Source organism: Pelomicrobium sp. (assembly GCF_036803785.1).
In the GTDB taxonomy this organism is placed as follows: domain Bacteria; phylum Pseudomonadota; class Gammaproteobacteria; order Burkholderiales; family UBA6910; genus Pelomicrobium.
In genome coordinates this window covers 1-20,851 of record NZ_DAIRTR010000022.1, presented here as the reverse complement: position 1 = coordinate 20,851, position 20,851 = coordinate 1, and the positions used below count along the sequence as shown (strand labels likewise).

At 67.3% G+C, this 20,851-nt stretch carries 18 protein-coding genes; 9 read left to right on the top strand and 9 right to left on the bottom strand.

What is annotated here, in order from left to right; genetic code table 11:
• Positions 1 to 3: 3 nt before the first annotated feature.
• The 3 genes from V7Q81_RS04290 (at position 4) to V7Q81_RS04280 (ending at position 3,660) form a co-directional block, all read left to right on the top strand.
• Positions 4 to 1,335 (top strand): TRAP transporter large permease, encoded by a 1,332-nt coding sequence (locus tag V7Q81_RS04290; RefSeq protein ID WP_333840677.1) that lies wholly within the window; start codon positions 4 to 6, stop codon positions 1,333 to 1,335.
• 273 nt (positions 1,336 to 1,608) lie between these two features.
• Positions 1,609 to 3,207 carry a gamma-glutamyltransferase family protein gene (locus tag V7Q81_RS04285; RefSeq protein ID WP_333840675.1) on the top strand — a complete coding sequence of 533 codons (1,599 nt, stop codon included), beginning with the start codon at positions 1,609 to 1,611 and terminating at the stop codon, positions 3,205 to 3,207.
• Between the two features lie 30 nt (positions 3,208 to 3,237).
• A complete protein-coding gene (locus V7Q81_RS04280; RefSeq protein WP_333840673.1) occupies positions 3,238 to 3,660 on the top strand; it encodes a hypothetical protein in 423 nt (140 codons plus the stop codon).
• Here V7Q81_RS04280 and mpl read toward each other — a convergent pair.
• Positions 3,640 to 5,025 (bottom strand): UDP-N-acetylmuramate:L-alanyl-gamma-D-glutamyl-meso-diaminopimelate ligase, encoded by a 1,386-nt coding sequence (gene mpl, locus V7Q81_RS04275; RefSeq protein WP_333840671.1) that lies wholly within the window; start codon positions 5,023 to 5,025, stop codon positions 3,640 to 3,642. The two genes, V7Q81_RS04280 and mpl, sit on opposite strands and share 21 nt — an antisense overlap.
• 253 nt (positions 5,026 to 5,278) lie before the next feature.
• On the opposite strand from mpl, the gene V7Q81_RS04270 reads away from it, so the two are divergent.
• Positions 5,279 to 5,578 (top strand): HU family DNA-binding protein, encoded by a 300-nt coding sequence (locus V7Q81_RS04270; RefSeq protein WP_442954757.1) that lies wholly within the window; start codon positions 5,279 to 5,281, stop codon positions 5,576 to 5,578.
• 162 nt (positions 5,579 to 5,740) lie between these two features.
• Here V7Q81_RS04270 and V7Q81_RS04265 read toward each other — a convergent pair whose 3' ends face one another.
• The 4 genes from V7Q81_RS04265 to V7Q81_RS04250 all read right to left on the bottom strand — a co-directional run bounded on the left by V7Q81_RS04265 (position 5,741) and on the right by V7Q81_RS04250 (position 8,170).
• Entirely contained in the window at positions 5,741 to 6,265 is a 525-nt protein-coding gene (locus tag V7Q81_RS04265) for a carboxymuconolactone decarboxylase family protein (RefSeq protein WP_333840669.1), read from the bottom strand.
• Between the two features lie 23 nt (positions 6,266 to 6,288).
• Positions 6,289 to 6,774 carry a hypothetical protein gene (locus V7Q81_RS04260; RefSeq protein ID WP_333840667.1) on the bottom strand — a complete coding sequence of 162 codons (486 nt, stop codon included), beginning with the start codon at positions 6,772 to 6,774 and terminating at the stop codon, positions 6,289 to 6,291.
• A gap of 24 nt (positions 6,775 to 6,798) precedes the next feature.
• Positions 6,799 to 7,236, bottom strand: a complete 438-nt coding sequence (mscL, locus tag V7Q81_RS04255) for a large-conductance mechanosensitive channel protein MscL (RefSeq protein WP_333840665.1) — start codon at positions 7,234 to 7,236, stop codon at positions 6,799 to 6,801.
• Positions 7,237 to 7,315: 79 nt separating this feature from the next.
• Positions 7,316 to 8,170, bottom strand: a complete 855-nt coding sequence (locus tag V7Q81_RS04250) for a M48 family metallopeptidase (RefSeq protein WP_442954759.1) — start codon at positions 8,168 to 8,170, stop codon at positions 7,316 to 7,318.
• Positions 8,171 to 8,406: 236 nt separating this feature from the next.
• Between V7Q81_RS04250 and V7Q81_RS04245 the strand changes: the two genes are divergently transcribed.
• Complete coding sequence (locus V7Q81_RS04245) at positions 8,407 to 9,600, top strand: NAD(P)/FAD-dependent oxidoreductase (protein WP_333840662.1); 1,194 nt, start codon at positions 8,407 to 8,409, stop codon at positions 9,598 to 9,600.
• Positions 9,601 to 9,604: 4 nt separating this feature from the next.
• Here V7Q81_RS04245 and metH read toward each other — a convergent pair whose 3' ends face one another.
• Positions 9,605 to 13,246: a methionine synthase gene (gene metH / locus V7Q81_RS04240; RefSeq protein ID WP_442954758.1), complete on the bottom strand. Its 3,642-nt coding sequence runs from the start codon at positions 13,244 to 13,246 to the stop codon at positions 9,605 to 9,607.
• A gap of 212 nt (positions 13,247 to 13,458) precedes the next feature.
• Here metH and V7Q81_RS04235 point away from each other — a divergent pair, with 212 nt between their 5' ends.
• Complete coding sequence (locus tag V7Q81_RS04235; protein ID WP_333840660.1) at positions 13,459 to 13,854, top strand: rhodanese-like domain-containing protein; 396 nt, start codon at positions 13,459 to 13,461, stop codon at positions 13,852 to 13,854.
• Between the two features lie 10 nt (positions 13,855 to 13,864).
• On the opposite strand, the gene metE is transcribed toward V7Q81_RS04235, so the two are convergent.
• Entirely contained in the window at positions 13,865 to 16,144 is a 2,280-nt protein-coding gene (metE, locus tag V7Q81_RS04230; protein ID WP_333840658.1) for a 5-methyltetrahydropteroyltriglutamate--homocysteine S-methyltransferase, read from the bottom strand.
• 99 nt (positions 16,145 to 16,243) lie between these two features.
• Here metE and V7Q81_RS04225 point away from each other — a divergent pair, with 99 nt between their 5' ends.
• Positions 16,244 to 17,218: a LysR family transcriptional regulator gene (locus V7Q81_RS04225; protein ID WP_442954756.1), complete on the top strand. Its 975-nt coding sequence runs from the start codon at positions 16,244 to 16,246 to the stop codon at positions 17,216 to 17,218.
• Positions 17,219 to 17,438: 220 nt separating this feature from the next.
• Here V7Q81_RS04225 and V7Q81_RS04220 read toward each other — a convergent pair whose 3' ends face one another.
• A complete protein-coding gene (locus V7Q81_RS04220; protein WP_333840656.1) occupies positions 17,439 to 18,932 on the bottom strand; it encodes a YifB family Mg chelatase-like AAA ATPase in 1,494 nt (497 codons plus the stop codon).
• Between the two features lie 79 nt (positions 18,933 to 19,011).
• Complete coding sequence (locus tag V7Q81_RS04215; protein WP_333840654.1) at positions 19,012 to 19,257, bottom strand: accessory factor UbiK family protein; 246 nt, start codon at positions 19,255 to 19,257, stop codon at positions 19,012 to 19,014.
• Positions 19,258 to 19,535: 278 nt separating this feature from the next.
• On the opposite strand from V7Q81_RS04215, the gene V7Q81_RS04210 reads away from it, so the two are divergent.
• Positions 19,536 to 20,336, top strand: coding sequence for a TorF family putative porin (locus tag V7Q81_RS04210; protein ID WP_333840652.1), 801 nt, complete (start codon positions 19,536 to 19,538; stop codon positions 20,334 to 20,336).
• Between the two features lie 51 nt (positions 20,337 to 20,387).
• Positions 20,388 to 20,726, top strand: a complete 339-nt coding sequence (gene glnK, locus V7Q81_RS04205; protein ID WP_333840650.1) for a P-II family nitrogen regulator — start codon at positions 20,388 to 20,390, stop codon at positions 20,724 to 20,726.
• Positions 20,727 to 20,851 lie beyond the last annotated feature (125 nt).

Here is a 20,851-nt window from a genome sequence, read left to right as displayed (position 1 = left end):
GCCATGCCATTGAACGAAATCCTGGCGATCCTGATGATCGTCGCCTTCGTGGGTTTGCTGCTCGCCGGCGTGCGGGTCGCCTATGCCATCGCCGCCGCGGGCTTCCTCTTCGGCTTTCTCGGTTTCGGCACCACCCTGTTCAACCTGCTGCCCGCGCGCATCTACGGCGTGGCCACCAATTACACGCTGCTCGCGGTGCCCTTGTTCGTCTTCATGGGGGTGCTGCTCGAGAAGTCCCGCATCGCCGAGGACATGCTGGACGTGATGGGCCACCTGGCCGGGCGCATGCCAGGCGGCATGGGCATCGCCATCATCCTGGTGGGCGTCATGATGGGCGCCGCCACGGGGATCGTGGGAGCCACGGTGGTGACCCTGGGGCTCATCGCCCTTCCCACCCTGCTCAGACGCGGCTATCACCACGGGCTTGCGAGCGGCGCCATCTGCGCCTCGGGCACCCTGGGCCAGATCATTCCCCCGAGCCTGATCCTGATCCTGCTGGCGGATCTGATGCAGGAGTCAGTGGGCACGCTTTTCGCTGCCGCCCTGCTGCCCGGGCTCATGCTGGCGGGCCTGTACGTGCTCTACCTCCTGATCCTGGGCCAGGTGAAGCCCCAATTGGCGCCCCCTCTGTCCCGCGAGGAGCTCGACTCCCTTTCCCGCGGCGAGCTCGTGGTGGAGGTCTTCCGCGGCGTGCTGCCACCCTTGCTCCTCGTGTTCGCGGTGCTGGGCTCCATCATCGGCGGGGTCGCCGCTCCGACGGAGGCCGCCTCCATGGGCGCTTTCGGCGCCATCCTGATCGCCGCCATCGCCCGCAAGCTCTCCCTGCGGGTGCTGCGGGAGACCATGCGGGAGACCCTCAAGACCACCGCCATGATTCTCTTCATCATCATGGCAGCCCAGGTGTTCAGCCTCGCCTTCCGGGGGCTTTCCGGGGAGGATCTGATCGCCGAGTTCATGGCCCTGGTGCCGGGCGGCGTGTGGGGCACCATTCTCTTCCTCATGGTGCTGCTTTTCGTCCTGGGCTTTTTCCTGGAGTGGATCGAGATCTCCTACATCGTGCTGCCCCTGCTGCTGCCCTTCTTCCAGCAGGCGGGGGTGGACATGGTGTGGCTTGCGATGCTCATCTGCATGAACCTCCAAACCTCCTTCCTCACGCCCCCCTTCGGCTGGGCCCTGTTCTTCTTGAAAGGGGTGGCGCCGCCGGAAGTGAAGACGATGGAAATCTACAAGGGGGTGATCCCCTTCATCGGAGTCCAGCTCGTGGGGCTCGGGCTCCTCATGCTCTTTCCCGACGTGGCCACCTGGCTACCCCGCGCCATCGGCTGGCTGAAATAAGGCTACGGCGTGCTTCTGCCCTTGCGAGGATGCGCTACGCAGCGTTTCCGTGGGAAACAGTGCAGAAGCCCTCATCGACATCGCGGACGAGGCCGACGGGCGCCGCTCAGCAATTGAGCAGGGGTAACGAAAACGCCGCTGCCATCGGCACCTTGGAGAGAACGGCAACGAGTTGTCCACAGGGTTATCCAGAGAACGTGTGGAAAAGCACCACCGCTCACCGGCGTCTTGTCCCGGTTATACTTCGGCCACCCCCCATCGGAAAGCGGCGCCATGATCCATAGTACCCTCGCCACCCGCGGCATCGCCGTCGCCCCCCATTCCCTCGCCGCCCAGTCGGCCCAGGCCGTTCTGCGGGAAGGCGGCAATGCCTTGGAGGCCATGATCGCCGCGGCGGCCACCATCGCCGTGGTCTATCCCCACATGAACGGCATCGGCGGCGACGCCTTCTGGGTGTTCTACGCGCCGGAGACGGGAGTCAGCGCCATCGATGCCTGCGGCGCCGCGGGCCGCCGGGTGAGCCGCGCGTTCTACCAGGCGCGCGGGCTCAGCGCGATTCCCGTGCGCGGGCCGCTCGCCGCCAACACCGTAGCCGGCACTTTGTCCGGGTGGGATCTGGCCTACCAGGTCTCCCGCAATGAGTGGGGCGGGCGGCTGCCCTTCGCCCGGCTGCTGGAGGATGCCATCTACTACGCGCGGCACGGCGTGCCCGTGACGGCCAGCCAGCACGCCAGCACCGCCGCTAAGCTGGAGGAGCTCAAGGATCAGCCGGGATTCGCCGAGCGCTTCCTGGTGGACGGTGCCCCGCCGGCCGTGGGCAGCCGCTACCTCCAGCCGGCCCTCGCGGCCACCTTGGAGCGGATCGCCCGCGCGGGCCCCCGGGACTTCTACGAAGGAGAGCTCGCCCGGGCCGTGACGGCCGAGCTGGAAGCGGCCGGCAGCCCCCTCACCCTCGAGGATCTGGCGCGACACCAGGCGGTGCTGAAGCCGGCCCTGGCGCTGCGGCATTCCCTCGGCAGCGTGTACAACATGCCTCCTCCGACCCAGGGCGTGGTCTCCCTGGTGATCCTGGGCCTCCTGGACCGGCTCGCCATCGCCGGGCTCGATCCCCTGTCGGCGGACTACGTGCACCGGGTGGTGGAAGCCACCAAGCAGGCGTTTCGCATTCGGGACCGTTACGTGACCGATCCCGCCTATATGACGGTGGATCCTCAAAGCTTGCTGGAGCCGCAGGCCCTGGACGCCCTGGCGGCGGAGGTGGATCTCCAGCGGGCGGCCCCGTGGGGACAGACCGCCGCGCCCGCAGACACGGTGTGGCTGGGAGCGATCGACGGCGAGGGCCGGGCGGTGTCCTTCATCCAAAGCATCTACCACGAGTTCGGCAGCGGCGTCGTGTTGCCCGGCACCGGCATCCACTGGCAAAACCGGGGTTGCAGCTTCTCCCTGGAACCGCAGGCATTGAACACTCTGGAACCGGGACGCAAGCCCTTCCACACCTTGAATCCGGCCCTCGCCCTCTTGAACGACGGCCGCGTCATGGTCTACGGCACCATGGGCGGGGACGGCCAGCCCCAGACCCAGGCGGCGGTGTTCACCCGCTACGCCGTCATGGGCTACGAGCTGCAGCAAGTGGTGTCCATGCCCCGCTGGCTCCTGGGGCGCACCTGGGGCAATCCTTCAGACACCCTCAAGCTGGAGCGGCGCTTTCCGCCCCAGGTGTTCGAGGAGCTCGCCCGCCGCGGCCACGCGGTGGAGCGGCTGCGCAGCTTCGATGAGGCCGTGGGCCACGCCGGAGCCCTCGTGCTCCATGCCAACGGCATGATGGAGGGGGCCGCCGATCCCCGTTCCAACGGAGGCGTGGCGGGGTTCTGAATCCCGCCGCGCGCACTTTCCGAGGACGCCATGGAAGGACCCCTTCCCGGACGATCCGCCCCCCACCGGTGGGGCCGAGCGCCAGCCTTCGCCTTCGGCGCCCTCGCGTTGCTTTGCTCGATCGGTGCGGCGGGCGCCGCCGATCCCGCCCAGCAGGCGATCGAACGGGCGCTGCTCCAGCGGGAATGGCAGCAGCAGGAATTGCGCCTGCGCCTGCAGGAAGGCGCGGGCAGCCCCGAGGTCCAGCGCCAGAGGCTCGAGCTGCAGCGGCTGCGCCAGTCCCAGGAGCGGGCCCTCACGGCGCCGCCCCCTCCTTCGGAGAGCGAAGCGGCCCAGGAGGCCCAGCGGGCACTGCGGGAGCGGGCCTTCCGGGAAGAAAGGCAGCGCCTGGAGGAACGACCCCGCGCACGCCAGCAAGCGCCCGAAGCCGCCTCAGACGGGGGCGCCCGCTGAGCTTGCCTTGTGTGCCTGCGCCGCTGCGGCAAGCCGTGCGAGCAGCTTGTCGTGGATCCCGCCAAAGGCGCCGTTGCTCATGACGAGCACATGATCCCCCGGGCGGGCCTCGGCGGCGATCGCTTCCACCAGCCGGTCCAAGTCGCTGAAGGTGGACGCTTTGGCGCCGAGGGGCGCCAGGGCCCCCTGGGCGTCCCAGCCCAAGCCCTCGGTATAGCAGAACACCCGGTCGGCGCTGGCCAAGCTGGGGGCAAGGGCGTCCTTCCACACGCCCCGCTTCATGGTGTTGGAGCGGGGCTCCAGCACCGCCAGGATCCGCCCCCCTTTGGCCGCCGGGCGCAGGGCCTCCAGGGTCGAGCGGATGGCCGTGGGGTGATGGGCGAAGTCGTCGTAGACCGTGATGCCCTCCACCGTGCCCCGCACCTCCAGGCGCCGCCGCACGTTCTCGAAGCGGCCGAGGGCCTGGGCCGCCACCGGCACCGGCACGCCGGCGTGACGCGCCGCGGCGATGGCCGCCAGGGCGTTCAGGCGGTTGTGGCCGCCCAGAAGGGACCAGCGCACCTCGCCCTCGACGCGACCGGCGAAGAGCACCTGAAAACCGGCCTCCGTGGGCCGCGCCTCCCAGCCGTCGGGAACGCCGAAGCGCTCCACCGGCGTCCAGCAGCCCCGCGCGAGCACGCGCCCGAGGGCTTCGTCGGCGCCGTTCGCCACGATCAGGCCGTTGCCGGGTACGGTACGCACCAGGTGGTGGAACTGGGTTTCGATGGCGGAGAGATCGGGAAAGATGTCGGCGTGGTCGAATTCCAAGTTGTTCAGCACCGCAGTGCGTGGCCGGTAGTGCACGAACTTGGAGCGCTTGTCGAAAAACGCGGTGTCGTACTCGTCCGCCTCGACCACGAAGAAGGACGAGCCGGGGGCGAGCCGGGCGGAGAGGCCGAAGTTGCGCGGCACCCCGCCGATCAGGAATCCTGGCTTGAGTCCCGCGTGTTCCAGTATCCAGGCCAACATGGAGGCGGTGGTGGTCTTGCCATGGGTACCAGCGCAGGCGAGCACCCAGCGGCCCGGGAGCACCGCCTGGGCGAGCCACTGGGGGCCGGAGGTGTAGGGCAGGCCCCGGTTCAGCACCTCCTCCATCAGGGGATTGCCCCGGGACACCACGTTGCCCACCACGAACACGTCGGGGCGCAGTTCGACCTGCTCGGCGCCGTACCCCTCGATCAGCTCGATGCCCTGGGCGGCGAGCTGATCGCTCATGGGAGGATAGACCTGGGCGTCGCAGCCGGTCACCCGGTGGCCCGCCTCCCGCGCGAGCAGTGCGAGGCCACCCATGAAGGTGCCGCAGATCCCCAGGATATGGATGTGCACGTTGACCCCTCAAGGTATAAGTTCGCTCTTACGCCCGCCCTGTGGCCAACGGCCAAGCGGGGCCGGCGGCGCATTTTACCCCGCGAAACGGTATCCTGCCCCAGGCCGTTTTCGTCGGGCGCACTGCACGGGGCGGCGTTGCGCGGGGCGCCGGACTGCCCTTATCATTGCCGCGCACGCAGCGAATGGCGGCTCGTGCTGGACAATCCGAGCGCACCCGGAACGATCATAACGAACGCAGAGGAGTCACGCGATGGGTAAAGTCATCAGTAAAGCCGATCTGGTGGAAGTCGCCGCAAAGGCCGCAGGCATCAGCAAGACGGCGGCTGCCGAAGCCATCAACGCCGCCATGAGCGCAGTGGTCTCCAACGTGGCCAAGGGCAACCGGGTCACCCTGGTGGGATTCGGCACCTTCGCCCCGCGCAAGCGCAAGGCGCGCAATGGCAAGAACCCCGCCACCGGAGAGACCATCAAGATCCCGGCGCGCACGGTGCCCGCCTTTTCTGCGGGCCAGGCGTTCAAGGACGCCGTCGCCGGCAAGAGAAAGAAGTAACGCATCCCCTTCTCTTCCCAAGCGTCGAGAAACGCCCCGCCCACGCCCTCTCCCGAGCGGGAGTGGGCGATGCGTTGTGTCCTTCGTTCAGCGCGGAAGGATAAGGGGCAGGGGGTCGAGCAGTCGGCCGGTGCCGCCGAACCGCCCCCCGGCGGCACCTTCTTAGCGGTCGGCCTCCACCTGGAGCGCCTCCAGAAAGCGGGACACCATGTTGTACGCGGCCGCCGTGACCGTCAGCTCCACCAGTTGCCGCGGGTCGAACCAGCGCCGCAGCGACGTGAACAGGGCCTCGGGTACGTGGACGTCCCGGGTCATGGCCTCCACGTAGGCGAGCACGTCCCGCGCCCGCGGGTCGAAGAGAGGGCTTTCCCGCCATGTCGGCAGCGCTTCGAGCTGCGCCGGGGTAAGGCCCGCCTGCAGGGCGAAGGGCACGTGGGTCCGGTACTCGTAGTCCGCCTGGTTGAGGAGCGCCACTTGCAGGATCACGAGCTCCCGCAGGGCCGGGTCGAGCTGGGTTTGCTGCCGTACCGCGGTAAGGAGCCTGAGCCAGCCTTCCGCCACGGGCGGGCTGTGGAGCAGCGTCGCGTAGAGGTTGAGGAGCCGCCCCCCGCGCTCTTCGCGGATGCGCTGGATCAGCGGGGCAAGCTCGGGATGGGTTTCCTCGCTCACCAAGGGAAGGCGGGCCATTGGCCGCTCCTCAGGTCTCAAGCTCACGCGCTGCTGGAGGCTTCGTCGGGACGTTGGGCCAGGCGCTCAGTTTCCGCCTTGAAGGTCTCCAGGTAGTCCCGATAGAACGGTTCCTGATCGACGCTGCCCCAGTCGAGGCCGCAGTAGCCGAGGGCCAGGGAAAAGTCCTGGGCGAAGGCCCCCTGGCCGTAATCGGTGTCGGTCTCGTCGTAGGCCTTAACGAAGCGGTCGACGAAGACCGATGCCGAGGCTCGGGCGAGCCGCCGCAGGACCTCGGCCAGGTCGTCCCGGGAGACGGTGAGCCGGGCTTCCAGCTCCCCTTCCACGGGTTCCCAGCGGCCGATCTGTACCCGCAGCCCCGTCTCCCGGGCGATTTCCTCTTCCAGCGCCGCGGAATCGGGCGGCAGCGCTAGGCCGGCGTTCCCCACCCGCACGGGTATGCCGTGCTCCAGCTCCACTTCGAAGCCGCTCGGAAGTTCCACCCATCCATGGGTCAAGGGCGTATCCATGAAGCCTCTCCGTGGTCCAATCGGCTACGCGCGCGCCTTGAGCAGATCCCGGATCTCGGCGAGCAGGGCCGCCTCCGGAGACGGCGCCGGAGGTGGAGGCGGCGCTGCTTCCTTTTCCCGTTTGAGCCGGTTGATCGCTTTCACCACCAGGAAGATCGCCCAGGCGACGATTAGAAAGCTCACGACCGCGTTCAAGAACAGGCCGATGTTGAGGGTGACGGCGCCGGCCTTGGCCGCCGCCTCGACGGTGGGGTAAGGGCCGGGCGTCGCCCCCTCCTTGAGCAGGATGAAGAGATTGGAGAAATCCACCCGGCCAAGGAGCAGCCCCACCGGCGGCATGATCACGTCCCGCACCAGGGAATCCACGATCTTGCCGAACGCGGTGCCGATCACCACCCCCACCGCCAGATCTACCACGTTCCCCTTGACCGCGAACTCCCTGAACTCTGCGATTACGCCCATACGCTCCTCCCTTTGCGCTGCACCTCGATAGACCGGCTATGGCGATGTCATCCGCGCCGGGGCGGCCCTCCCGACGGGCTCATTTCACCGGGTGAGTCGGCCGGGGACCGGGCGCTTGGTAGAAAGCCATCATTTGGGGCACGAGGGCTTCCAACATTTTCTTTCGGTTCTCCGGCGACGGATGGGTGCTCAGAAACTCCGGCGGCCGACTATTCCCCAGCTTGGCCATCTTGTCCCACAGGGTCACGGCGGCGCGGGGGTCGTAGCCCGCCCGGGCCGCCAGTTCGATGCCGATGCGATCGGCCTCCGCCTCCATGGTGCGGCTGTTGGGCATCTGCACCGCCAAGGCCGCGGCCAGGGCCGCTCCCGTGGCGGCGATCTGGGGACGGTCGGACGCGACGGCGACCCCGGTCACCACCAGGTCGCTTGCCAGGGCGACGGACATCTTCTCCGCGGTGTGGGCCGACAGGGCATGGGCGATCTCATGGGCGAGCACCTGGGCGATCTCGTCGTCGCTGGGGTTCAGCTTCTCGATGAGGCCGGTGTAGATGGCCATCTTGCCGCCGGCCATGGCCCAAGCGTTGACCGTCTTGGGGTCATGGATCACCTTGATCTCCCAGTCCCACTGGGCGGTCTCGGGGCGGTACTTGATGGCCTGAGCCACCAGGCGCTCGGCGATGCGGTCGATCCTCGCCTTGAGGGCGGGATCCTCGTTCACCTTCCCCTGCTTTTCCAATGGGGCCAGCATCTGCACGTAGGCCTGCCGGGAGGCGGCGATCGCCTGGCTTTCCGACACGAGCATCAATTGGCTGCGCCCGGTGACCGGATTGGTGGCGCAGCCGGCGGCCAACACCGCGGCCGCCGTGAGGGCAAAGAGGGCTCTCCTCATGGCTCTTCCTTCACGCACGCCTCCCTTTGGATCCGTGCCGCGGATGACGGTTTCTCGGTGCCACACCGGAAGGACTCCACGCAAGGGTTCTCGGGATCTCTTGTCGATGTCCATTCTAGCCCGAATGGCCCACGAAGACGCGCCGGCCGGACCTCCCGGCGGGCGAGAACAGCCTCGCCCGCGAGGAGACCGGGAACGGTTCGCCTCCCCGGAGCTCGGCGGGCGGCGACCGGGCCGGGCTATACTTCGGCCAGACTTTATTGGGGAGGGAGGAGCACCGGATGGAGGCCGAGGTGCTGGTGATCGGCGCGGGACCGGCAGGGAGCGCCGCGGCCCTCGCCCTCGCCCGGGCCGGCCTGGACGTGATCCTCGCGGACCAGCAGGCCTTCCCCCGGGACAAGGCCTGCGGCGACGCCCTCATCCCCGACGCGCTCCAGGCCCTGGACGCCTTAGGGGTGGGCCCGCAAGTGCTCGCCCAGGCAGCGCCCGTCGGCAAGGTGCGCATCCACGCACCGGACGAGAGCTATGTGGAGTTTTCCGGGCAAGCCGCCTGTCTGCCGCGGCGGCTCCTGGACGATGCCCTGCGCCGGGCTGCGGTGGAGGCGGGTGCCCGCTTCTTGCCCTGGGTGAAAGCCTTCGCGCCTTTGGAGGGCCGCAGCGCGGTCGCCGGTGCCCGATTCCGCCGGCGGGGCGAGGCCCGCTCCCTGGACATCGGCGCCCGGGTCACGGTCCTCGCCACCGGAGCAGGGCCCGAGCCCCTGGCCCTCTTCGGCCTGGAGGGTCCTCGCCCCTGCCCGGGCGCCGTGGCGGTGCGGGCCTACGTGGACGCCCCGGGCTTGCCCCCCATGCCCTTCCTGTGCCTCGCTTTCCAGCGGACGATCCCCGGGGGCTATGGCTGGATCTTTCCCGGACCCGCGGGCCGCTACAACCTGGGCGTCGGGCTGTTCGGCCGCAGGGGCCGTCAGGCCGGCAACCTGCGCCTGCTCTGGCGCCGCTTCCTGGACACCTTTCCGCCGGCCCGAGTGCTGGCCAAGGCCGCCACCCGGATCGAGCCCCTGCGGGGCGCGCCGCTCGCCTGCGGATTCGACGGGGCCCGGCTGGGCCGGCCCGGGCTGCTCCTCGCCGGAGAGGCAGCCGGGCTCACCTACCCCCTCTCCGGCGAAGGCATCGGCAAGGCGCTAGAGAGCGGCATGCTGGCGGCCGAGTGCGTGCTGGACGCCTTCCGGCGAAGGGAATCGCCGGAGCGGCTCCTCGCCCGCTACGGGCAGGCGGCCCGCGGCCGCTTCCTGCGCCGCTTCACGGGCTACCGGGCCGGGGAACGGCTGCTCGCCTGGCCCAGCCTCATGAATCTGCTCGCCCGCCGGGCGCGGGAAGGCCGCTTCGTGCGGCGCCAGCTGGAGGCGATCTTCGCCGAGACCGCCTACCCCGACAGCCTGTTTTCGGTGCCGGGCCTGCTGCGGGCGCTTCTCGCGTAATCCGTCAATCGACGGCCACCGGCTCCCGCTCGTAGTTGAGCACGGGGGCAAGCCAGCGCTCGGCGGTCTCCAGGTCCCAGCCCTTGCGCCGGGCGTAATCCTCCACCTGGTCCCGGTCTATTTTGCCGACGGCGAAGTACTGGGACTGGGGATGGGAGAAATAGAATCCGGACACCGACGCGGCCGGTAGCATGGCGTAGGCGTCGGTGAGCTGCATGTGAGCGTGCTTGTCCGCCGCCAGCAGCCGGAAGAGCGGTCCCTTCTCGGTGTGGTCGGGGCAGGCGGGATAGCCCGGAGCGGGCCGGATGCCCCGATACGCCTCCCGGATCAAGCGCTCGTTGTCCGCGTCCTCCTCCGGGGCGTAGCCCCAGAACTCCCGCCGCACGCGCCAGTGCAGGTGTTCGGCGAAGGCCTCCGCCAGGCGGTCGGCCAGGGCTTTCAGGAGGATCGCGTTGTAGTCGTCGTGGGCCGCCTCGAAGGCTTTCACCCGGGGCTCGGCGCCCAGGCCTGCGGTCACCGCGAAGGCACCGATGTAGTCCCTTACTCCCGAGCCCTTGGGGGCGATGAAGTCCGCGAGGCACAGGTTCGGGCGATCGGGCGGCTTCACCATCTGCTGGCGTAGGTTGTGCCAGGTCATCAACACCCGGGCACGGGACTCGTCGGCGTAGATCTCGATGTCGTCAGACCCCACGCTGTTGGCCGGAAACAAGCCGATCACCCCGCTCGCCCCGAGCCACTTCTCCTCCACGATACGCTGGAGCATGGCTTGGGCATCGGCGAAGAGCTGGCGGGCGGTGGCCCCGACCGCCGGATCCTCCAGGATGGCCGGGTAACGGCCCCGCAGCTCCCAGGCCTGAAAGAAGGGCGTCCAGTCGATGAAAGGAATGAGCGCCTCCAGGGGATAGTCCTGGAAAGCCTTCAGGCCGAGGAAAGCGGGTCGCGGCGGCTGGTATTCGGTCCAGTCGGTCTTCAAGCCGTGGCGCCGGGCATCCTCCAGTTTGTGGTGGGGACCCTGGCCTTTCTTTTGCGCGTGTTGCCGGCGGATGCGCTCGTACTCGGCCCGAACCTCGGCCAGATACGGCTCCCGCAGCTCGTCGGAGAGGAGATTGCTGCACACCGCCACCGAGCGGGAAGCATCCGGCACCCAGATGACCGGACCCGAGTAGTTGGGCGCGATCTTGAGCACGGTGTGGGCACGGGAGGTGGTGGCCCCGCCGATCAGCAACGGCAGCTTGAACCCCTCCCGCTCCATCTCCCGGGCGACGTGGCACATTTCTTCCAGCGAGGGTGTGATCAGCCCCGAGAGCCCGATCAGGTCGGCTTTCTCCTCCCGGGCCACCTGGAGGATCTTCTGGGCCGGCACCATGACGCCCAGGTTGATCACCTCGTAGTTGTTGCATTGGAGCACCACGGCGACGATGTTCTTACCGATGTCGTGCACGTCGCCCTTCACCGTGGCGATCACCATCTTGCCCTTGGGGCGGCTGTCGCCGAGCCGTTCCTTTTCCGCCTCGATATAGGGCACCAAGTGGGCCACCGCCTGCTTCATGACCCGGGCGGACTTCACCACCTGGGGCAAAAACATCTTGCCCGCGCCAAAGAGGTCCCCCACCACGTTCATGCCGTCCATGAGGGGGCCTTCGATCACCTGGATCGGGCGCTCGTACTTGAGCCGTGCTTCCTCGGTGTCCTGCACGATGTAGTCGGCGATGCCCTGCACCAGGGCATGCTTGAGCCGCTCCTCCACCGGCGCCTGGCGCCAGCTTAAGTCCTCTTCCTTGGCCTTGCCGCTGCCCTTGACCGTCTCGGCGAACTTGACCATGCGCTCGGTGGCATCGGGCCGGCGGTTGAAGAGGATGTCCTCCACGTGCTCCAGCAGGTCCTTGGAGATCTCGTCGTAGACGCCGATCTGGCCGGCGTTGACGATGCCCATGGTGAGCCCGGCCTTGATGGCGTGGTAGAGGAAGGCGGTGTGGATCGCCGCCCGCACCGGCTCGTTACCGCGGAAGCTGAAGGACAGGTTGGAGATGCCGCCGCTTACCTTGGCGTAGGGCAGGGTCTGGCGGATGATGCGGGTCGCCTCGATGAAATCGATGGCGTAGGTGGCGTGCTCTTCCAGCCCCGTGGCGATGGCGAAGACATTGGGATCGAAGATGATCTCCTCGGGCGGGAAGCCCAGCTCGTCCACCAGGATGTGGTAGGAACGCTTGCAGATCTCCACCCGCCGCGCCAGGGTGTCCGCCTGGCCCTTCTCGTCGAAGGCCATCACCACGATCGCCGCACCGTAGCGGCGGGCGAGCCGGGCGTGGCGCCGAAACTCTTCCTCCCCCTCCTTGAGGCTGATGGAGTTAACCACGGGCTTGCCCTGCACGCACTTGAGCCCTGCCTCGATCACCTCCCATTTGGAGGAGTCGATCATCACCGGCACCCGGGAGATGTCGGGCTCTGAGGCGATCAGGTGGAGGAACTTCACCATCGCCGCCTTGGCGTCGAGCATCGCCTCGTCCATGTTGATGTCGATGATCTGCGCGCCGTTTTCCACCTGCTGGCGCGCCACCGACAGGGCTCCGGCGAAATCCCCGTTGAGGATCAGGCGGGCGAAGGCCTTGGAGCCGGTCACGTTGGTGCGCTCGCCAATGTTGACAAAAAGAGAGTCGTCGCCGATGTTGAGGGGCTCGAGGCCCGCGAGGCGCAGCTTCCTCTCCATCACCGGAATCCTGCGCGGGGAAAGCCCCGCCACCGCCTCGGCGATCGCCCGAATGTGGGCCGGGGTGGTGCCGCAGCAGCCGCCCACGATGTTGATGAGCCCCTCGGTGGCGAACTCCCGCAGGATTGCGGCCATGGACTCGGGGGTTTCGTCGTAGCCGCCGAAAGCGTTGGGCAACCCGGCGTTGGGGTGGGCCGAGACATAGACGTCGGCACAGGCGGCCAGCTCCTCCACGTGGGGGCGCAGCTCCTTGGCCCCGAGGGCACAGTTGAGCCCGATCGAAAGAGGCCCGATATGGCGCACCGAGTTCCAGAAGGCTTCCGGCGTCTGTCCCGTCAGGGTGCGGCCGCTCTGGTCGGTGATCGTGCCGGAGACCATGACAGGCAGGCGCAAACCCCGTTCCTCGAAAAAGGCGTCCAGGGCGAACAGGGCGGCCTTCGCGTTGAGGGTGTCGAAGACGGTCTCCACCATGATGAGGTCCACGCCCCCGTCCACAAGGCCCCGGATCGCCTCGGTATAGGCCACCACCAGCTGATCGAAGGTGATGTTGCGAAAGCCCGGGTCGTTCACGTCCGGGGAGATGGAGGCGGTCTTGTTGGTGGGCCCCAGGATGCCGCAGACGAAGCGGGGCTTGTGCGGGCTCTTGCGGGTCCACTCCTCGGCCACCTGGCGCGCCAGCCGGGCCGCCTCCAGGTTGAGCTCGTACACCAGGTGCTCCATGTGGTAGTCCGCCATGGACACCGCAGTGGCGTTGAAGGTATTGGTCTCGACGATGTCGGCCCCCGCCTCCAGGTATTTCCAGTGGATCTCTCGGATGATCTGGGGCTGGGTCAGGGTGAGGAGATCGTTGTTGCCCTTCAGCTCGTAGGGGAAATCGGCGAAGCGCCGCCCCCGGTAGTCGGCCTCGCTCAAGCCGTAGCTCTGGATCATGGTGCCCATCGCCCCGTCGAGCAGCAGGATGCGCTCCTCCAGCAGGCGTCGCAGCAGCGGCAAGCAGTCGGCACGGTTCACGGGGGAGATCTCCTCGGCATGCGATATAAAAAAATTAAGTCTAACATGGATATCCGCTCCCCACGGGGCCCCGCTGGCCTGCCGCTCGCTTATAATGGGCGTCCCGTCGAGGAAAGACCGACCTCGTGAAACCCAATGCTATGAAGCATCTCAGTCCCAAGCAGGCCTACGAATTCCTGCAGGCGCATCCGGAGGCGCTGTTCATCGACGTGCGCAGCGAGATCGAGTACCTGTTCGTGGGCCACCCGGTCGGGGCGCACCACGTCTCCTGGAATGACGGTCCGGACTGGGAAGTCAACCCCCATTTCGTGGGGCAGGTGAAGAAACTGGCTGGTACCGACCATGCCTGTCGTCCCATCGTCCTCATCTGCCGCAGCGGCAACCGCTCCGCCGAAGCGGCCGCGGCCCTGGAGAAGGCGGGGTTCAAACACGTCTACAACGTCACCCACGGCTTCGAGGGGGACCTGGACGAGAAGCACCATCGCAGCACCAAGAACGGCTGGCGCTTCGAGGGGCTGCCCTGGGAGCAGTGCTAGAGGCGCCTCTTCACGGTTCGGCGCCCGCCCTCGAACGCAGCGCCTTCGCCGCCGCCACCATGTTCCTGAGCGCTGCCTCCACCTCGGGCCAGCCCCGGGTTTTGAGCCCGCAATCCGGGTTGACCCACAGCCGTTCGTCTGGAATGACCGCCCTCGCCTTCTCCAACAGTTCCATCATCTCTTCCTGAGTGGGCACCCGCGGCGAATGGATGTCGTACACCCCGGGGCCGATGGCGTTCGGGTAGCGAAACTCGGCGAAAGCCCGAAGCAGCTCCATTCCAGAGCGCGACGTCTCGATGGTGATGACATCGGCATCGAGGCTGGCGATGGCAGGAAGGATGTCGTTGAACTCGGAATAGCACATGTGGGTGTGGATCTGGGTCGTGTCAGCGACGGCTGAGGAAGCGACCCGGAAAGCCCGAGCCGCCCATTCCAGGTAAGCCGGCCACTGCCGGCGCTTGAGCGGCAGCCCCTCCCGGAAGGCCGGCTCATCGATCTGGATCATGCCGATTCCCGCTCGCTCCAAGTCCTGCACTTCCTGCCGGATAGCGAGGGCGATTTGGAGCGCGGTTTCGGAGCGCGGCTGGTCGTCCCGCACAAAAGACCACTGCAGAAGGGTTACCGGGCCGGTGAGCATGCCCTTAACCGGCTTGCCGGTCAGACTTTGGGCATAGCGTATCCACTCCACGGTCATGGGGCAGGGTCGAGCCACGTCGCCGTAGAGAATGGGGGGCTTGACGCAGCGGGATCCGTAGCTTTGCACCCAGCCGTTGGCGGTGAGGGCGAAACCCTGGAGCTCGCCAGCGAAATATTCCACCATGTCGTTACGCTCCGCTTCTCCGTGGACCAGCACGTCGAGGCCCAGGGCTTCCTGGCGCTCGACGGCGGTGCGGATTTCGGCGCGAATGCGCTCCCGGTAGGCTTCTTCGCTCAAGGCTCCCGTTTTCAAGTCGCGGCGCGCCTTGCGGATCTCGGGTGTCTGGGGGAAGGAGCCGATAGTGGTGGTGGGGAAAAGGGGTAGCTTGAAGCGCCTCGCTTGCGCGCCATAGCGCGCGGCGAAGGCGCTGGCGCGCCGGTCGGCATGGGCAGGCAGGCTCGCCAGCGCCGCCTTCACCGCCGGGTCGTGGATGCGGGGCGAGGTAGCGCGGCTGCGGGCCGCAGCGCGGGAGGCGGCCAGGGCTTCGGCCACTGCGCCCCTTCCTTCCACCAGAGCGCGCTTTAACACCGCCACCTCCTCGAGCTTCTGGCGGGCGAAAGCAAGCCAGCTTTTGAGCTCAGGGTCGAGCCCGGTCTCCTCGCCGAGATCCACCGGACAGTGGATGAGGGAGCAGCTGGGCGCGACCCACAGCCGCTCTTTGAGCCGAGCATGGGCTGGTTCGAGGAGCCCGAGCGCTCGATCCAGGTCGCAGCGCCAGACGTTGCGTCCGTCCACCACGCCCAACGAAAGGATCTTGTCCGCGGGATAGCCGTCCAGGAAGGCTTCTAGCTGGGAGGGCGCGCGCACCAAATCCAAGTGCAACCCGGCCACCGGCAGGGACGTGAGCTCCTGGGCCAGATCCGCCACGCTGTCGAAGTAAGTGGCGATGAGCAGCTTGGGTGCCTCCGGAGCGAGGATTCGATACGCTTCGGCGAGCCGCGCCCGCCACTCGCCCCCCAGGTCAAGGGCGAGGGCGGGCTCGTCCATCTGTACCCAATCGATCCCCCGGGCCTTGAGCTGGACGAGGAGCTCCCGATAGGTGACGAGCAGGCGCGGCAGCAGGGAAAGCCGGGAAAAGCCAGGGGCTTTTTCCTTGCCCAGGTAGAGGTAAGTGAGGGGGCCGAGGAGCACGACCTTGGGATTGAGTCCCAAGGCAAGGGCCTCTGCCACTTCGTCGAACAACCAGCTCGATGATAGGGAAAAGCGTGTGGTGGGGGTAAATTCGGGCACCAGGTAGTGGTAGTTGGTGTCGAACCACTTGGTCATCTCCAGGGGCGGTTGCTGGGCCGTGCCCCGAGCCATGGCGAAATAGAGCTCGAGTCCCACGTCGCCAGCGACGGCGCCGAAGCGCTCGGGCACCGCCCCGAGAAGCGCGCTCATGGTGAGCACGTGGTCATACCAGGCGAAGTCGCCCACCGGGACGAGATCTATACCGGCCGCCTGCTGCTCGCGCCAGCGCTGCTCCCGTAGGCGCCGGCCTGTCGCCAGCAACTCGAAGGCATCCGCCTCGCCCTGCCAGTAGGCCTCCAGGGCCCATTTCAGCTCGCGTCGGTGCCCGATACGTGGGTATCCCAGAGTGTGCGCGATGGTCATGGTTTTATTCCTGTTCGCCAGATGAAGGCTGCAACATCATGGGCTCATCCGATGTATTATTCAAACTCATATTTTTTGTTTTAAGAATTAATCTGATTCATGATGGCTCCAATCGAGCTGCGCCATCTGCGCACCCTGGCGGCCCTGGCCGAAGCGGGCAGCCTGTCGGCGGCGGCAAGCCGGTTGCATCTCACCCAATCGGCCCTTTCGCATCAGGTGAAGACGCTGGAAACCCATTACGGCACCGCGCTGTTCGAGCGCAAGAGCCATCCCTTGCGGCTCTCCCCCGCCGGGGAACGCCTGGTGCGGCTTGCCCGGGAAGTGAATCAGTTGCTAGAGGCGGCGGAGCAGGACGTGGCGCGGCTCGTCAAGGGCGATGCCGGGCAGCTGCGCATCGCGGTGGAGTGCCATACGTGCTTCGATTGGCTGATGCCCTCCATGGACGCGTTTCGCGAACGCTGGCCGGAAGTGGAGTTGGACCTGGTGTCGGGCTTCCATCCCGATCCGGTGGCCTTGCTGCCTCAAGCCTCGGCGGACTTGGTGATCGTCTCCGAAACGAAGCGCCAGCGGGGCGTCGCCTTCCATCCCCTGTTTCGCTTCGAGATCTTCGCGCTGCTCGCCAAGGACCACCCCCTGACGGCGAAGAAGTGGCTCGCGCCCGAGGACTTCGCCAGGGAGACGCTGATCACGTATCCTGTCCCCGAGTCCATGATCGACCTGATCCGCTATCGGCTCGCCCCCGTGGGAATTCACCCGCCCCGCCGCACCACCGAGCTGACGGTCGCCATTCTGCAGCTGGTGGCAAGCCGCCGGGGGATCGCGGCGCTGCCGGGCTGGAGCGTGCACGGCTACATCGAACGGGGTTACGTGGCCGCGAGGCGCATCGGGAAAGGAGGTCTGTGGTCCAACCTCTACGCCGCCACCCTGGAAGCGCGGGCCCGGCTTGCCTATATGCGGGACTTTCTCGCCACGGTGCAGCGGGTAAGCTTTGCCAGCCTGCCGGAAATCGTGCCGATTGCAGGAAAGCGAGCTTCTTCAGGGGCGCGCTCCAAGGGCCGTCGTCGCAGGCCGTGAGCTTCCGGGGGGAATGAGGCGCTTCGAGCCCCGTGGCCCTCTCCCCGGGAGAAACCCGCAAGCGCTCCTCCCGGATGTGCGGCGATCGACGGCTCGGCCCAAGCCGTTGGTGCAAAGAGGCAACGGGGGGTCCGGCTGCGGTTAGCGAAAAGCGGGCGCCGGGGCGAGCCGGATCCGCCGGCCATGCCCGGGGGCGGGATTCCACTGACCAGGGCCTGCCTCAGCCCGGCAGGCGCCGGTATTGGATGGCTTCGGCTACATGGACGGCCGAGATGCGCTCGGTGCCTGCCAGGTCGGCGATGGTGCGGGCGAGCTTCAGCACCCGGTGGTAGGCCCGGGCAGAGAGGTTGAGCTGAGCCATGGCCTGACGCAGCAGGGCCGTCCCCTCCCGCTCGGGCACGCAAAAAGCGTCGATCTCCTGCACCGAGAGCCGGGCGTTGGGCTTGCCTTGGCGCTCAAGCTGAATCCGGTAGGCCCGCTCCACCCGAGCGCGGATGGTGCGGGAGGGCTCCCCCGTGGGCTGGCCCATGAGCTCTTCCTCGGCCACGGCCGGCACCTCGATCTGCAGGTCGATGCGGTCGAGGAGGGGCCCGGAGATGCGGCCCCGGTAACGGGCTACTTGGTCCGGGGTGCAGCGGCAGCGTCCGCTATAGTGGCCCAGGTAGCCGCAGGGGCAGGGGTTCATGGCCGCGACGAGCTGAAAGAGCGCGGGAAAATCCGCCTGGCGCGCGGCCCGGGAGACAGTCACCCGTCCCGACTCCAGGGGCTCCCGCAGTACCTCCAGCACCTTCCGGTCGAACTCGGGCAATTCGTCTAGGAACAGCACTCCGTGCAGAGCAAGGGAGATTTCTCCCGGCCGGGGATTGCTTCCACCCCCCACCAGGGCGACGGCGGAGGCGGTGTGGTGGGGCGCGCGGAACGGCCGGCGCTTCCACGCCGCGGGGGAAAACCCCTGGCTGCCCAGGGACTGGAGGGCGGCCACCTCCAAGGCCTGGTCATCAGTCATCTCCGGCAGGATGCCCGGGAGTCGCGCCGCCAGCATGCTTTTGCCGGTGCCGGGAGGCCCCACCATGAGAACGCTGTGGGCGCCCGCCGCGGCGATCTCCAGGGCGCGCTTGGCCGCTGCCTGGCCGCGCACCTCCTGCATGTCCGGGTAGAGGGGCTCGGCGGGTGGGGGTGCCGCAGTAGCCCGCTCCAGAGGCTGCTTGCCGTGGAGAAAGGCGCACACCTCCAAGAGGCTGCGGGCGCCATAGACGGAAGCCTCCCGCACTAGAGCCGCTTCTTGGGCGCTTTCCTGCGGTAGCACGAAGCCGCGTCCATCCCGGCAGGCCCCGTACACCATGGCCAGGGCCCCGCGGATCGGGCGCAGCTCCCCCGTGAGGGCCAGCTCCCCAGCCCATTCCATCGCGGCCAGCCGCTCCCGGGGAATCTGGCCCGAGGCGGCCAGGATGCCCAGGGCGATGGGCAAGTCGAAGCGGCCGCTCTCCTTGGGCAGGTCGGCGGGAGCCAGGTTCACCGTGATACGGCGGTTGGGAAACTCGAAGCGGCTGTTCTGGAGCGCCGCCCGCACCCGATCCTTGGCCTCCTTCACCTCGGTCTCGGGCAAGCCCACGAGGGTGAAGCCGGGAAGCCCGTTGGCAAGGTGCGCTTCCACCGTCACCAGGGGCGCTTCGGTTCCGGCAAGCGCCCGGCTATACAGTACCGCGACGCTCATCCGCCCCGAGAGGAAAGGCAAAGCCCGGGGCGCGAGGGATCATATCCTGCGCCGAGGCAGTGCCCGACGAGACCGACCCTCACGCCTGCTCCCCCGCCCGGGCTTCCAGAGCCGCCACCCGGCGTTCCAGGGCTTCCAGCTTTTCCCGGGTGCGGGCCAGCACCTCCCGCTGCACGTCAAACTCCTCCCGGGTCACCAGGTCGAGGCGGGCAAAGACGCTCGCCAACAGGGCCTTCAGATTCTTCTCCAAGTCTTTCGCCGGGCTCGTGGCCAACACTTCACTGAGTCTGGAGCCAATCTCGTCTAGCAGCGCTTTGTTCACCATCTTCGGAATTCCTAGGGAGCGACCTCGTGGACGCAACTATTCCATCCCTTGGGTCCCCACGCAATGCCGAGCCTGGCACCGGAGCAGAGAGCACCGCCGTTGGCACCAATATGGTGCGGCCGGGCGCCACCACGCATCGATTCGGTGCATAAGGTGGGCCAGCCCGTCGCCACGCACATGCAACCCCATGAGTTGGCAGGCAATTTCCATCTGGCATGGATTCTGCTGAACGGGCAGGGGTTTTCCAGAAATCTTCTTCGCAAAAGAAAGGAAACACGATGCGCCCGACCCTCACTGCTGCCGTCGCTGTAACCGCGTTCACCGTGTCCGGTGGAGTGCTGGCGGAAGACTCGCCCCATTCGTTCACCGGCAACGTGGGGTTGTTCAGCCAATACGTGTTTCGCGGCCTGACCCAGACCAACGAGGACCCCGCGGTGCAGGGGGGCTTCGACTACGCTTACAATTTCGGCCCCGCCAGCCTTTATCTCGGCACCTGGGCGTCGAACATCAGCTGGCTGCGCGACGCTGGCCAGTACACGAGCTCCAGCCTGGAGTGGGACTTCTACGGCGGCGTGCGGGGCAGCCTGGGCCCCACCGATTTCACCTACGATGTCGGCTATCTCTACTACTACTACCCGGGCGACGTGGCCCCCGGTGGGGTGCGCGGCAATACCCAGGAAGTCTACGGCGCCCTCGGCTGGAAATGGTTCACAGCGAAGTACTCCTATAGCGTTGCCAACAAGACCTTCGCCGTCCAGGACAGCCGGGGCACTTGGTATCTGGACTTGACCGCAAGCGTGCCCCTCGGGGCGACGGGCCTCACCGCCTTCGCCCACTGGGGCAAGCAGGTATACGACGGCACCGACCCGCGCAACGCCGGCGGCGCTTCCAACGACAGCCTCTTCAGCTACGAAGACTGGAAGGTCGGCCTCTCCTATGTCGTGCCCTCGGGCGTGCTCAAGGACCTGACCCTCGGCGCCTACTATACCGACACCAACGCCAACGACGCCGGCTACACCATCAACGGCAAGAACATCGGCGACAGCCAGTTCGTGGTGTACGTGCAGAAGTTTTTCTGAGGCAGGCCCGCCCATGGCTCATCCGTCATCACAACCCACTGGGGGGATCCCATGAAATTCGTCACTGCCATCATCAAGCCATTCAAGCTCGACGAGGTGCGGGAAGCGCTGTCCGCCATCGGCGTGCAGGGCATCACGGTCACCGAGGTCAAGGGCTTCGGACGGCAGAAGGGACACACCGAGCTCTACCGGGGCGCGGAGTACGTGGTGGACTTCCTACCCAAGGTAAAGGTGGAAGTCGCCATCAAGTCCGAGATGCTCGATCAGGTGATCGAGGCCATCGAGAAATCGGCCAGCACCGGCAAGATCGGCGACGGCAAGATCTTCGTCTTCGACCTGGAGCAAGTCATCCGCATCCGCACCGGAGAGACCGGCGCGGACGCTTTGTAGGAGAACGTCATGAAGCGTCTCTTTGCCCTCTTTACCCTGTGCGCCTGCCTGGGGGTGGCGGCGCCCGGCCTTGCCCAGCAAAGCCTAGAAGGACCCAGCGCTCCCGCGGCCGCCCCGCCCGAGAC